The following is a 13,978-nucleotide window of genomic DNA, read 5'->3' on the forward strand; positions in this document are numbered from 1 at the left end:
AATGAAATGTATTATAGTAGATGATGAGGGGAGCGCTAGGGCCATCATAAAGGAGCTCTGCAACACCATTCCGGAAATGGAGGTGGTTGCTGAATTCCCCAATGCTTTGGAAGCGCTCAAATTCCTTAAAAACAACCAAGTGGACCTTATCTTTTTGGATATCCATATGCCCAAGCTTACAGGAGTGGATTTTGTGGAAACCGTGGCCAATCCGCCCAAGATTGTTTTTACCACATCCGATAAGGACTTTGCCATTGAAGCCTACGGTTATGACTTTATTTTAGATTATTTGGTTAAACCAATATCTGCAGAAAGATTTCATAAATGCGCAAAAAAAATACATAGTGAATTTCAAAAAGCAAACCTCAATCTGGAAAAGGAGGGGGCTTTAAATGAAGAAGACCACCTGTATGTCAATATAGACAGACGGTTGATCAAATTGAAGTTCCATGATATACAATTAATCGAGGCGCAAGGAGATTATATTGAGATTCAGACCCGAGACAAGAGATACAGGGTGCATTCAACACTTAAGAAAATCAAAGAGAAGCTTCCGGATTCAAAGTTTTTGCAAATACATCGATCATATATTATCAATTTTTCACAGATCGTGGACATTCAGGACAATAGCGTGCTCATAGAACGCAATGTTATTCCCATTAGCAGATCCAACCGTCCCGAGCTTATGCAACGATTGAATTTATTATAAAAAGTAGGAAAAAAACTACAATATTTAGTTTCTTTTGCGTTAGTATAGTTAGGCACTTTTTGAAAATGTTAAAGAGATTGAAATCACTTAATTAAATCTTTTGGAATATGTCTTTGGAAATACGTGAAAATCGAGGAATTTTTGAAATTTTAGGTCGGGTTTCAACCCAACAAATAGGGGCTTTGAACTCTTACTTCAATGCCGTTTTGGAGCAGGAAGACAATATAGTGGTCAGTCTGGAAAAAGTAACCCATTTTGATTCAACAGCGGCCCGCTTTTTTGAGAAATTGTATCAAAATTCCGCTCGACAAAATAAAGTGGTTTCCTTGATTGGAAGACAGAACAGCAACCTTATGGAAGTATTCAATTCTACCAAGACCAATTATATCCTAAGCCCAGATCGTATTTAACAAAGAAAGATTTTAAAAAGGTTCGATATGAATGTCACCGACTACCAGCCCTACTTCAAAGCAACTCCGCAAAATTTGGGTACTGAGGATTTAAATCGTTTGATTACCTATTTTGAACTATTGGATGATGTTCAGAAACCCGTGGTAAGCTTGGTTACCCCTGTGTACAGGGCCATGGACACCTTGGTGGCCCATATACTTTCGCTTTCCAATTTAAAGACGATTATACCATACGAAGTCATTTTTGTGGAAAACAATGCGGATGAAGGAACCTTGTCCATATTGAAACAGCTTGGGGCCAAAGTGGTCAGCGAACCACAGCAAGGTATTACCTACGCACGGCAAAAAGGACTGGAAGAAGCCAAGGGGCAAATTATATGTACCATGGATCCAGATTCCATCTACGATCCCTATTACATAGATAAAATGGCTCTTCCTTTTTTTGTCGATAAAGATTTGGTGCTCTGTTATTCGGTCTCGCAGAGTTATGAAAACGACTTCCAGCTCTCGCCTAAAATGCGACTTAGAAACAAGCTTAAATTGGCCTATTTTAGATGGAAACTCTCCCAAAAGTTTACTACTAAAATCAAGCATATTAGGGCAGTTTCCATGGCCATGCGCAGGGAGGCGTTGCTTCCCATAGGCTATGATACGGACCTTAGAGTAGTGTCTGGCTGCGATGACGGTATGCTGGCCATCCACTTGCATAATTTGGGAACCTTCAAATATGTCAATGTTGAGGTATTTACAGCACTTCCGCCGGAGCGGGAACCGGGAAAGCCATTTCCCTTTTGTAACGAGCGGTTCCGAACCCCAAAAAATTCCTTGGAAGCCACTTTTGAAGCCCTTGATATAACAGAGGCATCCAACTAAAACACTTGCTTAACAACATCTACTTGCATAGGAAGGACGCTTACATATTAGTAGAGTGCCCATAGTTTCCATATCTGTTATTTGGCCCTGGACCATTCGCCGATAAGCTGGCTAATGGCCTAACCTCCGATAATTCATCGCTTACAACAGCATCCCTTGGTTTTACAACATAGAATTATTAAAAAGTAATATAAATCCTACTTTTCCATTGTGTTTAGTACTACAAATCTTAAAATCGATATTATGAAAATTTTAGTTGTTGACGACAAGCAATCCCTGAGTGAGCTGGTATCCCAGTTTCTGGGACAGTCCTACCAGGTGACCACCATGGAAGATGGATTGGCGGCCCTAACATGGATGCAGGAAGGAAATATTCCGGATTTGGTCATAACAGATTTGGAAATGCCCAACATGGATGGTTTTGAATTGATCCGGAAAATTAAGGAAAGTGGATACTTCGCCAATATACCCATTATTGTACTCAGTTGCAGGGATAGCAGTTCCGACAGGATTGAATGCCTGAAATTGGGAGCGGATGATTATCTGGTAAAACCGTTTAATCCGGAAGAGCTGCTCATTCGGGTTGAAAAATTACTTATACGAGCGTAACCATGGAAGTATTATCGGCTCAAAAAGTATGTCTCCTGTATGTAGGGGTAGATCAAGTTGTGGTAGATCAATTTGAGGCTCTTCCTGAAAAAGTGGATTTCCATATGGCTAAGAATTCGGTTTTGGCCATAAAATGGTTGGAAGAAAACCAACATGTGGATGCCATTATCTGTGAGAAACAGATTCCAGGACAAACAGGCATTGAGTTTCACAGTGTTGTTAGGGAACGGTTTACCAATAAAGATGACATTCCTTTCATATTAGTGGCCAAAAGCCGAGATAAAAACGATTTGTCCGAGGCCGTAAAAAACGGTATAGATGACTTCTATGTACAACCCTTGTCCACCGATCGGATATTGGAAAGGGTGCAGTTTTTAAAAGAATTGAAGGCCAACCTCAAAAGAGAACGGATAGGTGCTCCCGAGGGAGTGCAAAAGGAATACAAAATTGGGTTCTGGAAACGGACATTTGATATCACTGTTGCGGGCTTGGCGCTCTTGTGCGCGGCTCCGTTTCTGCTTCTGTTCATCATTGCCATCCGATTGGAATCCAAGGGCAAGGTCTATTACATCTCCAAAAGGGTAGGGACCAGCTACAAGATTTTTGATTTCTATAAACTCCGATCCATGTATCCGGATGCGGACAACCGCCTAAAGGAATTTCAGCATCTGAACCAGTATGTGCATGATGATGAAAACAAGGAAGAGGAACAACAGGAGGAACAGGCCATTAAAACAACGGGAACCGTACTTATCGGTGACGATTCGGAAGTGGACGAACTTCAGCATAACAGCCAGAAAAAAGAAAGTGCCAAGAGCGCGTTTGTAAAATTTGATAACGATCCCAGAATCACAAAAGTGGGCAAGATCATCAGGAAATTGAGCATAGATGAACTTCCGCAATTGATCAATGTCCTTAAAGGCGATATGTCCATTGTGGGCAACCGTCCCCTTCCTTTGTATGAAGCCGAAGTGCTGACCACGGATGAATGGACGGACCGTTTTAACGGCCCCGCCGGCATTACTGGATTGTGGCAGGTTGAGGCCCGGGGGAGAAGCTCAAAAATGTCTCCTGAAGAGCGTAAATCATTGGATATTAAATATGTGGAATACGCCAACAGCAAATATGCCTTTTTAATAGATTTGTGGATTGTGCTAAGAACCTTCAAAGCCGTTTTTCAAAAAGAGAATGTATAATGAAGAAAAACCAGCTTTGTGTGCTACTTCTGTTGCTGTTGTGCAATCTCGCATGGGGTCAATCCATAAATGATTTTATTGAAAAAAGTCTAAAGGAGAATGACATTGCCAAAAAGCTACCGCCCATTGACTCCCTCGTGGCCATGGCCAAGGAGTATTCGCCCTTTGTAAAGGTAACCGTCTCCGAACAACAATATAGGGATGGGGTAGTGTCTGCAGAGCAACGCGCTTGGTTGGAGTACGTCAATTTAGAGGCTGGTTACAACTACGGCATTTTTGATAACCTGAGCAACTCCCAGATTGCGGGTGATCCACAAAGCCAAGCCTTGTTTTCAAGCGAACAAAGTAGGTACAATGTTGGGGTTTCCTTGCGATTACCGATTTCAGCAATCATAAATAGAAGAGCCAAAATTAAGAGTGCCAAGGGTGAAGCTGAAAAAGCACGTTTTGAAACCCAGGTGGCGGAATTGGAACTGGAGCAGAAAGTGGTTGAACTCTACAACAACCTCCTAAAGTCGCATAGACTCTTCTTTATCTCCGGATCCATAGTGGACAATTTTAGAGTACAGTCCATCAGGGCAGAAAAAGACTTTGCCAACGGGGTAATCAATATTGCCGAATACACCCGCTTGCAACAGATGATGAACCAGGCCACCATGGGATTTGAATTACAGCGGTCAGAATTTATTTCCTCCGTAATGGCCCTGGAGGGCATTATTGGAGCAGAATTGAATATATAGGAATGAAGTTTAATCTTTTATTTTTTGTCCGTCTTTTAGTAAGACACATAAGTCTTCTGGTGGCCATGCCCATTATTTTGGCCGCTTTGGTGTTTTTTATGACTAGGGACGAACCCAAAATCTATAATTCCAAGGCCAGGGTATATACTGGCATTGCCACGGGTTCCAATATTGAACTTGAAAACACCAAGATAGATTTCCGGGCTACCAATACCGCTTATGACAACTTACTCAATCTTATCAAGGCCCGAACAACCATTGAAATCGTAGGGCTGAAACTGTTTACCCAACACATGGTGCTGGACAGTGCGGACATCAAGATCATTTCCCGGGAGAAGTACCAAAAGCTGATGAAAGAAGTACCGGATGAGGTAAAAAAGCTGGTGGTCAAAGGGGATATGCAAAAAACCTATGAAAACTTCGTAAAGCTTAAGGAATCCAACCATACCAATTACCTATATCAGCTCATCAACCTAGATCATCCAGATTACAGTATAGAAAAGATTTCGGGCCGTGTTGGTCTAAGAAGAATTTCCAACAGTGATTTTGTTGATATAGCGTTCGAGTCTGAAGATCCGGCCATTTGCCAAAACACCTTGTTGATTCTGTGTGAGGTATTTGTTCAATTGAACGCGGATATTAAAGTAAATCAGTCTGATGCGGTGGTCAAGTATTTTCAGGGACAGTTGAACAAATCCACGGACGACCTTCACAATGCAGAGGATGAATTGCTGGATTTTAACCGCACGCACAACATCATCAATTACTACGAACAGACCAAGCATATAGCTGCTGAGAAGGAAGAATTTGAAATCAAATTTTTTGAGGTACAACGAAAGTTTCATGCCGCAAAAGCGGTTTTGACCACGCTGGAATCCAAGCTTGAAACCCATGAAAGAAAACGAATATCCAGTCAAAGTATCATGGAAATTCGGAAAGAGCTTTCCACTTTGAACTTTGAGGTGTCCATGAAAACTTTGGGGCTGGAAAAGGATTCGGTTCAAAGACAACAGGATGCCAAAGAGGTGGCCCGAAAAATGGAACGTATAAAAGTTTTGGAAAGCCGGCTTGCCTCACATATCGATACGCTTTATACCACAGACTATAGCACAAAAAGTGTGGCATCTACCAGTGTTTTGGCTGACTGGCTGCAAAACACCATTGAATATGAAGGCTATAATGCCCAGTTGAAGGTGATGGAGAAAAAACGCTTGGAGTTTGAAAAATTGTATCAAGAGTTTTCTCCTTTGGGAGCGACCATGAAACGCTTGGAACGAAAAATTGACATTGCGGAACGTGAGTATTTGAGTTTGCTGCATAGTTTGGGTCTTGCCAAATTAAGACAGCAGAATGTGGAGTTAAAGTCCAATATTAAACTTACAGAGGTTCCTTTCTTCCCGATAAATCCAAAACCTAGCAAGCGTATGCTTCTGGTCATAGTGGCGGGCATGGTTGGTTTTATTTTGGTGGCAGCAACCATTTTGATCCTGGAATTTTTGGATGGAAATCTGAACACGGCAAAAAGGGCGGAAGATAAAATTGAGTTGAAAGTGTCTTCCATATTTCCGGTGATCAGTGCCAAACAAGGAAAGATAGATTACAGCTACCTACAGAACAAGGCGGTAAATGCCATTTCCCGAAACATCATCCTTAATCAGTATAAAAAGGAAAAGGAACAGGAACCCGTGGTAAACATGCTCTTTTCCACCCAGGAAAATGAGGGGAAAACATTTATATGCAAACATTTGATCGCCAAACTTTGTGAGTTGGACTACATTGTGCTGCATATCACTTACGACGAAGAAGATTTGGGATTGGCAGGGGAACATTACAGCAAGTTGATCTACGAAATAAGCGACCAGCTTTACAAGATTTCCCATATTAAGGAATTTGATCGCAATCAAACCATTGCGAATTTCAATGCGTACCATTTTGTAATTCTGGAAATACCCAGTATTATCAAAAACCCGTTCCCGGTTAAGTTGGCGTCCACCATGGACTATACCTTTTTGGTTACACGAGCCAACAGGGCATGGGGAGACGCCGATAAAAATGCCTTGTCTCTCTTTAACGAAGCTACAACCGGTCCCGAACCCACCATTATTTTGAATGGTGTCAAGGTCTTGGAAATGGAAACCGTTGTGGGCGACCTTCCCAAAAAACGATCCTTGATTAGAAAATGGGTGAAGCAGATAGTGCAGTTCAGATTTTTCACTAAGAAAACGGTTGCCTAAATGTTGGGAAAACTTAAAAATATCAGCAAGGAAAAGAACTTGTCCTCTCTAATGGCCAATGTAAGTGTCGCCTTTATGGGATTGGTGAGTTTTATGCTATTGACCAGGCAATTGAATAAGGAACTTTTTGGAGAATGGGTGCTGTTTATTACCCTGGCCACTTTTGTTGATCTTTTACGATTTGGCTTGACGCGCACCTCTTCCGTTCGATTGCTCTCGGGAACAGATAAACAGGGTCAGAAGACCATCCTCGGGACAGCATTTCGAATAAACCTGTCCCTCCTGGGGATATTGACTTTATTTTGTTGGGGTAGCCACGTAATCCTACTCTTTTCCGGTATTGAAATCAATAATGGATATCGATTGTTCTTGTTTTACTATCCCTTTTTGGCACTTTCCAACTTAAGTTGGAACAACGCCATGTCCTTATTTCAAGCAGAACAGAATTTTAGAAGAATGATGGTGGTACGGATTTCCAATGTGGGTCTTTTTTGTCTGTTTTTACTATTGAACCAATGGTGGCTAAAATGGGGTCTTATAGAAATCATCTGGGTAAACGTAGCCGTAAATGCAATCTCGGGAATTTGGTGCATGCTCAAAAATTGGGATGGACTTTTCTACTTAAGATTCGCCCGTAAGAAAACAGAAAAGGAGCTGGTGAACTTCGGTAAATATTCCATGGGGACCCTGATCAGTTCCAGTTTGCTCAAAAGTTCCGATACCTTTATCATTGGGATGAGCCCTTTTTTGGGGTCGGCAGGGATAGCCATGTATGCCATTCCACTAAAACTGACTGATTTATTGGGAATCCCGCTGCATAGCTTTGCCATGACCGCCTATCCCCGAATGTCCAAAAAGGCCATTGATGGGGATTTAAACGGGACCAAAAGTATTTTCTATTCCTATGTTGGAATTATTACTCTTTTGTTCTTTCCCGTTGCCTTGGTAAGTTTTGTCTTTGCCGAGCATTTGGTGCTCTTTTTTGGGGGCAATGAGTACAAAGATGCCCTACCTCTACTGACCCTGATTTTTAGGGTATTCACCGTTTACATTATGTTGTTGCCCATTGACCGATTTACAGGGGTACTGCTGGATAGCATTAACAAACCAAAGCTTAATTTGTATAAGGTTTTGGTTATGACCTTTGCCAACATTATTCTGAATATCCTAGCGGTATTCGTTTTCAAAAGTTTGGTGGCAGTGGCAGTTGGGACCGTTTTATTCACTTTGATGGGGATTTTCCTCGGATTCCACTACCTCAAAAAGGAAATTCAAATACAAAGCCGGCAGATTGTTTCCGAAAGTGTGGATTTCATCAAAAACCTAAAAACACATTTGAGGTAATGAATCCTTTTGAAACAACACAGGGCTCAGATTATCTAAGGAAACCACTTCCCATTTTATTGCTGTTGTCTGTGGTCATTACCACCGCACATCTAACTGCAACCAAAGGTTTGGTGGCGGGCATTGGAATCATGGTGCTTCCTTTTGCCATAACCTACATGGGGGCTCTTTTTATAAACCCTAGGATAGGAATTATCACCATTCTCATTTTTAACTTTTTTGTACTTGGTATTGGAAGATATATTCCCATGACCTGGGGATTACTGATGGACGGTTTAATGGTATTGATGTACCTGGCTTTGTTCTTTAAAGCATTTCGGATAAAAATACCTTGGGAGAAGGCCAACTCACAATTGACCCTCTTGGTTACGATATGGTTTGGCTATGCAGTTTTGCAAATTGCCAACCCCGAAGCGGTAAGCGTGGCCGCATGGTTTTATGCTATGCGAGGCTTGGCTTTATATCAATGGTTGTTTGTGCCATTGGTCTTTATTTTGTTCAACAAACGAACCGACCTCCATCTCTTCTTTTTGATTTGGGGAACCCTGTCCGTTTTGGCTACCATGAAGGGCATGCAGCAATTGATATTTGGAGTCGATTCCTACGAGCAAGCCTGGCTGGATGCTGGAGGGGATGTTACCCATATCTTGTTCGGAAAGCTTAGGATTTTCTCTTTCTATTCTGATGCAGGTCAATTTGGAGCATCCCAAGGGCATACCGGAGTGGTGTTCGGGGTATTGGCCTTATTCGCAAAAAACCGAAAATTTCAAATTTTTTGTGGTGTTGTGGCCATGGCAGGCCTTTTGGGGATGATGATTTCAGGAACGCGGGGAGCCATTGCGGTACCGGCCATGGGAGGGGTCATGTTTATTTTGATTCGCAAACACATTCCTAGCATTGTGCTCGGCGTAATCTTGGGGATTGGGGTCTTCGTCTTTTTCAAATACACCACCATTGGGAACGATAATGATCAGATTCGGCGTATGCGTACCGCATTTGACCCTAATGACGCCTCCCTTCAAATGCGGAAAATCAACCAGGAAAGATTAAGGGGGTATTTGGCCACCAGACCTTTGGGAGGAGGTATTGGTTCAACAGGGAACTGGGGGAAACGGTTTTCGCCCAACACTTTTTTGGCCAATACCGCAACGGACAGTTGGTTTGTGGCGGTTTGGGCCGATACGGGAATCGTAGGGCTTTATCTACACCTTTTTATCTTGTTTTTTATCCTGATTACTGGAGCCTATAACTGCATGTTCAAAATACGGGACGATTGGTTAAAGGGGCAAATTACCGCCTTGGTCTGCGGTATGGCCGGAATCATGTTGGCTTCCTATGGAAATGGGGTTTTTGGACAATTTCCAACCTGTATTTTAATGTATACGGGAATGGTGTTCATCTTCATTTCACCCAAATTGGATAAGGAAATTTTGGATGGGAAGGAAGCCGAATTACAACTACAAGCAGCATAAAACACAACTCATGGAACCACTTGTTTCAATCATAACCATCAACTATAACGAATCCGAAGTGACCTTGGATTTATTACAATCCATAAGGAAACTCACCTACCCAAATATTGAGGTTATTGTGGTGGATAACGCATCGCCGAATGATACTCCTGATGTAATCAAGGAAAAGTTTCCAGAGATTACGTTGCTTAAAAGTCCAGAAAATCTGGGATTTGCGGGAGGCAACAATTTGGGGGTAAAACAGGCCAAAGGAGATTACCTGTTGTTTATTAACAATGATACCATTGTCCCATCAAATTTTATTGAACCGCTGGTGCAAACTTTACAGGCGGATACCAGCATTGGAATGGTGAGCCCCAAGATCAAATTTCATTGGGATCCCACTTTGATCCAATATGCAGGATATACTCCCATGAGTCATTGGACCATCAGAAATAGTAGTATTGGATACCATCAAAAAGATGATGGTTCTTTTGACCAACCTGGGGAGACCCAATCCATACATGGGGCTGCCATGATGGTTCCAAAAACGGTTGTGGAAAAGGTGGGAATGATGACGGAAATATACTTTTTGTACTATGAGGAGCACGACTGGGCGGAAATGGTGAAACGTGCCGGCTATAAAATCTACTACCAACCCCAATCCTATATTTTACATAAGGAATCCGTTTCAACTGGGAAATTCAGTCCCCTGAAAACATACTACATTTCGCGGAATAGGATCCTCTTTGCACGAAGGAACTTTAAACCATTCCAGTTATTTATCAGCCTATTGTTCCAAGGCTTGGTGTCCATTCCCAAGAACAGTCTGAAGTTTTTGGTCAAAAGGGAGTTTGAACATTTAAAAGCATTCTGGCGAGCCGTCACTTGGAACCTAACGCACGGGAAAACAGTAAATCAGGTCTAGTGTAAGACAGAGAACTTCCTAACATATATATGCCAGCCTCTTATTTACAACACGAAACAGGCCGTACGCAACAAATACTTTTCTTTATTAAAATGTAGGATAATATTTACAAAAAAGAAATTTATAATGATATTTAGAAATTTCGGCTTTGTAATGCTGCTTTCCATTTTTGTGTTGAATCTCGGCTGCGTAAGCGAGAAGGATTTGGACCCTCCAGTGGATAACCTAACAACAGGAGAGGAACCGGAAGAGGAAGATCCCTTAGCTGTTTTTCAAGTTTCAGCGGATTTTGACTATTCCACCAGTCAGGAGGTACAGGTTACTTTGGATGTTCCTTCTTTTTTAAGCAAGGCGGTTTTTTCATTGTATAGCAAGATAGGTTCTCAGGACAGCATTCCGTTTGGTAGGGCCGTTTTTGATGCCAACGGACACTATGAGCAAGACTTTTTGGTTCAGGCACAAGCCGATAGTATTTTGTTGTACTCAGACTATATCGGATTGACGAAGGACGTAAGGTTGAAGATCCAAAATGGATCTGTAGCCTTTGACTATAGACCCTTGTATGACAGGACAACAGCTAGCAAGAGTGCCCCATCCATCTTAAGCAAAAAAGGGATTTCGAACTTGACTGGTAAAGTACCCTACACTTTTCTAGGTGGCTTTGACAATCAAGGGGTGCCCACAGAAATGGAACTACCGGACGTGATCCAACAAAATCTTTTGGATGATATCAACGCTTCTCTTCCTGAATACAGTAGAGTGCCAATTGCCAACCCACAATTTTTGGCCAATACCAGCGAGACCAGTATGGTACTTACAGATTTGGCCGATGTTTGGGTCACCTTCGTATCCGAAGGAGCTGGATATAGAAATGCCTTGGGGTATTATTCCTATCCGGTTGGCGAGGCTCCTGCAACTGTTGATGACATCACTGCCCACAATATAATTTTTCCCAACGTATCCATGGTTGGGTCGTCCGGAGGATTGGTGCCAGGAGACCGTGTTTATCTGGGGCGTTTTCAGCCCAATACGGTAATTTCTTGGTTTGTGGTGGCCAATGGCTGGACAGGATCGGGAGTTGGTGACGGGAATGGCATTTATTATTCCGAACCAAGTTTCAATCCAGAAAATACCAATCTAAACACCCATATGGTGCAGTTATATGACAGTGCCAGGGGAATCAATTTCCTAGCTTTTGAGGATTTGAGGAGAGACCAAAGTTCTGATGACGACTTTAATGATGCCGTGTTCTACGCCCGCGCAAATCCCGTGGAATCTATAGAGTTGACCAACGTGGTTGCTTTGATTCCTGCCAACGATGAGGACGGGGACGGGGTAAACGATGAGCTGGACGAGTTCCCGTTTGACGTGAACAAGGCGTTCAACAATTTTTCCACAACCGCCAACTTAACGGGTGTTTTGGCCTATGAGGATTTATGGCCCAGCCAAGGGGATTATGATTTTAATGACCTGGTGGTTACCTATAACTACAATTTGATTACCAATGCTTCCAACCTGATTACACGGATTGAGGCAAGCTACACCATTGATAATATTGGAGGATCCCTTCAGAACGGATTTGGATTGGTTTTCCCTATTGACCCTTCTCTTGTAGAAGATGTTCAAGGCCAGGTGGTCAATGCCGATTACATCGATCTAAACGCCAATGGAACTGAAACCGGCACAGCGGCTAATGAGACCGTAATCTTTGTGGCTGGCAACGTGATACTGATGGAAGGTGAAACCATCGAATTGGGGATAGATTTTAACACGCCCGTTAGTTATTCAGATTTGGGCATGGTACCCTTCAATCCTTTTTTGATTGCAGGGGCCGATAGGGCCAAAGAGGTTCATTTGCCAGATCACACCCCTACCAGCAAGGCAGGTTTTCTTGGTACGTCCGCAGATGATAGCGATGCCAATGAAAATCGGTTTTATAAAACAAATACCAACCTGCCTTGGGCATTGAATATTTCGGATGATTTTGTTCCTCCGCAAGAATTCATTCCCATAACCATTGCGTATCCAAAATTTGTCAATTGGGCAAACTCAGGAGGTACACAGGATTTGGATTGGTACGTACGATAGCAAGAAAAATAAAATATAACAAACCATAAATACACTTCAAATTATGAACATAACAGTTATTGGTACAGGTTACGTAGGATTAGTGACAGGTACTTGTTTCGCAGAAACCGGTATAAATGTGGTCTGTGTGGACATTGATGAAAAAAAGGTGGAAAAATTGCGTAATGGCGAGATTCCCATTTATGAACCTGGCCTGGACGTCCTTTTGGAACGCAACATGGATAAGGGAAGAATCTCCTTTACCACAAGCTTGCAAAAGGGAATCAAGAATAGTGATGCCATTTTTATTGCCGTGGGAACCCCACCTGATGAAGATGGGAGCGCAGACCTTAAGTATGTTCTTGGAGTGGCTCGGGAAATAGGTCAACACATGGAAGATTACAAAGTAATCATTACCAAAAGTACCGTTCCCGTTGGAACCTCATTTAAAGTAAAAGCTGCCGTTGAAGAAGAGTTGGCCAATAGGGATGTACGTATCCCTTTTGATGTGGCATCCAATCCTGAATTCTTAAAGGAAGGAAGTGCCGTGGATGATTTCCTAAAACCTGACCGTATCGTGGTTGGAGTGGAAAGCAAACGGGCCGAAAAGGTGATGAAACGTTTGTACAAACCCTTCTTGATGAATGGTCATCCACTGTTGTTCATGGATATTTTCTCTTCGGAAATGACCAAGTATGCGGCCAATTCCATGCTGGCAACCAAGATTAGTTTTATGAACGATATCGCTAACCTATGTGAATTGGTTGGGGCCAATGTGGATTTGGTTCGAAAAGGAATAGGTTCAGATTCCAGAATAGGCAACAAGTTCATCTACCCTGGAACCGGATATGGCGGGAGTTGCTTTCCCAAGGATGTACAAGCTTTGGTTAGAACGGCAGATGAATATGGACATTCTTTAGAGGTTTTAAAAGCCGTGGAAAGTGTCAACTACAGACAGAAATCCGTACTTGTGGAAAAAATCAAGCAACATTTTGGGAAAGACCTAAAGGGAAAACAGTTTGGTCTTTGGGGATTGGCTTTCAAGCCAAAAACTGATGATATGCGAGAAGCACCTTCCTTGGTGATCATTGAGGAATTAAAAGCACTGGGTGCCAACATTAGGGCATATGATCCTGTGGCCATGGAGGAAGCTGAACGCATTTTGGGCAACAAGATTGAATACGCCAAAGACGAGTATGATGCCATCATTGATGCAGATGCATTGATTGTGGTAACGGAATGGTCAGAATTCAGGATGCCCAACTTTAGGATCTTGGAAAAATTGATGATCAACAAGACCATTTTTGATGGCCGTAATGTCTACGATCCAGAGGAAATGGAGGAACTGGACTTTACCTATTACAGTATTGGTAGGGATGCCGTTGTAAGCGATAAGGAAGAGACCGTAAAAATTTAA

At 42.3% G+C, this 13,978-nt stretch carries 12 protein-coding genes; all 12 read left to right on the forward strand.

Features of this window, described 5'->3' with window-relative positions:
• Window position 1 precedes the first annotated feature (1 nt).
• Window positions 2-709, forward strand: coding sequence for a LytR/AlgR family response regulator transcription factor (locus ACO6S0_RS00260; protein ID WP_422350054.1), 708 nt, complete (start codon window positions 2-4; stop codon window positions 707-709).
• 107 nt (window positions 710-816) lie between these two features.
• Complete coding sequence (locus ACO6S0_RS00265) at window positions 817-1,119, forward strand: STAS domain-containing protein (protein WP_422350055.1); 303 nt, start codon at window positions 817-819, stop codon at window positions 1,117-1,119.
• Between the two features lie 27 nt (window positions 1,120-1,146).
• The gene (locus ACO6S0_RS00270; protein WP_422350056.1) at window positions 1,147-1,992 is read left to right on the forward strand and encodes a glycosyltransferase family 2 protein; all 846 of its coding nucleotides are present in this window, start codon (window positions 1,147-1,149) and stop codon (window positions 1,990-1,992) included.
• Between the two features lie 243 nt (window positions 1,993-2,235).
• Window positions 2,236-2,601, forward strand: a complete 366-nt coding sequence (locus tag ACO6S0_RS00275; protein WP_422350057.1) for a response regulator transcription factor — start codon at window positions 2,236-2,238, stop codon at window positions 2,599-2,601.
• Between the two features lie 2 nt (window positions 2,602-2,603).
• Entirely contained in the window at window positions 2,604-3,797 is a 1,194-nt protein-coding gene (locus ACO6S0_RS00280) for a sugar transferase (RefSeq protein ID WP_422350058.1), read from the forward strand.
• Window positions 3,797-4,537: a TolC family protein gene (locus ACO6S0_RS00285; protein WP_420402004.1), complete on the forward strand. Its 741-nt coding sequence runs from the start codon at window positions 3,797-3,799 to the stop codon at window positions 4,535-4,537. The genes ACO6S0_RS00280 and ACO6S0_RS00285 overlap by 1 nt, the downstream gene beginning before the upstream one ends.
• A 2-nt stretch (window positions 4,538-4,539) precedes the next feature.
• A complete protein-coding gene (locus ACO6S0_RS00290) occupies window positions 4,540-6,771 on the forward strand; it encodes a GumC family protein (protein WP_422350059.1) in 2,232 nt (743 codons plus the stop codon).
• Window positions 6,772-8,115, forward strand: coding sequence for an oligosaccharide flippase family protein (locus ACO6S0_RS00295; RefSeq protein WP_422350060.1), 1,344 nt, complete (start codon window positions 6,772-6,774; stop codon window positions 8,113-8,115).
• Entirely contained in the window at window positions 8,115-9,587 is a 1,473-nt protein-coding gene (locus ACO6S0_RS00300) for an O-antigen ligase family protein (RefSeq protein WP_422350061.1), read from the forward strand. The genes ACO6S0_RS00295 and ACO6S0_RS00300 overlap by 1 nt, the downstream gene beginning before the upstream one ends.
• A 10-nt stretch (window positions 9,588-9,597) precedes the next feature.
• On the forward strand, window positions 9,598-10,494 hold the full coding sequence (locus ACO6S0_RS00305) for a glycosyltransferase family 2 protein (protein ID WP_422350062.1): 897 nt from the start codon (window positions 9,598-9,600) through the stop codon (window positions 10,492-10,494).
• Between the two features lie 126 nt (window positions 10,495-10,620).
• Window positions 10,621-12,582 carry an LruC domain-containing protein gene (locus ACO6S0_RS00310; RefSeq protein WP_422350063.1) on the forward strand — a complete coding sequence of 654 codons (1,962 nt, stop codon included), beginning with the start codon at window positions 10,621-10,623 and terminating at the stop codon, window positions 12,580-12,582.
• Window positions 12,583-12,625: 43 nt separating this feature from the next.
• Window positions 12,626-13,978: a UDP-glucose dehydrogenase family protein gene (locus tag ACO6S0_RS00315; protein ID WP_422350064.1), complete on the forward strand. Its 1,353-nt coding sequence runs from the start codon at window positions 12,626-12,628 to the stop codon at window positions 13,976-13,978.

Source organism: Flagellimonas sp., assembly GCF_965233845.1.
Lineage (GTDB): Bacteria > Bacteroidota > Bacteroidia > Flavobacteriales > Flavobacteriaceae > Flagellimonas.

Bases quoted from the DNA above. Each gene is read 5' to 3' on its own strand.
- ACO6S0_RS00260 (WP_422350054.1), top strand. From the start codon at position 2: ATGAAATGTATTATAGTAGATGATGAGGGGAGCGCTAGGGCCATCATA.
- ACO6S0_RS00265 (WP_422350055.1), top strand. From the start codon at position 817: ATGTCTTTGGAAATACGTGAAAATCGAGGAATTTTTGAAATTTTAGGT.
- ACO6S0_RS00270 (WP_422350056.1), top strand. From the start codon at position 1,147: ATGAATGTCACCGACTACCAGCCCTACTTCAAAGCAACTCCGCAAAAT.
- ACO6S0_RS00275 (WP_422350057.1), top strand. From the start codon at position 2,236: ATGAAAATTTTAGTTGTTGACGACAAGCAATCCCTGAGTGAGCTGGTA.
- ACO6S0_RS00280 (WP_422350058.1), top strand. From the start codon at position 2,604: ATGGAAGTATTATCGGCTCAAAAAGTATGTCTCCTGTATGTAGGGGTA.
- ACO6S0_RS00285 (WP_420402004.1), top strand. From the start codon at position 3,797: ATGAAGAAAAACCAGCTTTGTGTGCTACTTCTGTTGCTGTTGTGCAAT.
- ACO6S0_RS00290 (WP_422350059.1), top strand. From the start codon at position 4,540: ATGAAGTTTAATCTTTTATTTTTTGTCCGTCTTTTAGTAAGACACATA.
- ACO6S0_RS00295 (WP_422350060.1), top strand. From the start codon at position 6,772: ATGTTGGGAAAACTTAAAAATATCAGCAAGGAAAAGAACTTGTCCTCT.
- ACO6S0_RS00300 (WP_422350061.1), top strand. From the start codon at position 8,115: ATGAATCCTTTTGAAACAACACAGGGCTCAGATTATCTAAGGAAACCA.
- ACO6S0_RS00305 (WP_422350062.1), top strand. From the start codon at position 9,598: ATGGAACCACTTGTTTCAATCATAACCATCAACTATAACGAATCCGAA.
- ACO6S0_RS00310 (WP_422350063.1), top strand. From the start codon at position 10,621: ATGATATTTAGAAATTTCGGCTTTGTAATGCTGCTTTCCATTTTTGTG.
- ACO6S0_RS00315 (WP_422350064.1), top strand. From the start codon at position 12,626: ATGAACATAACAGTTATTGGTACAGGTTACGTAGGATTAGTGACAGGT.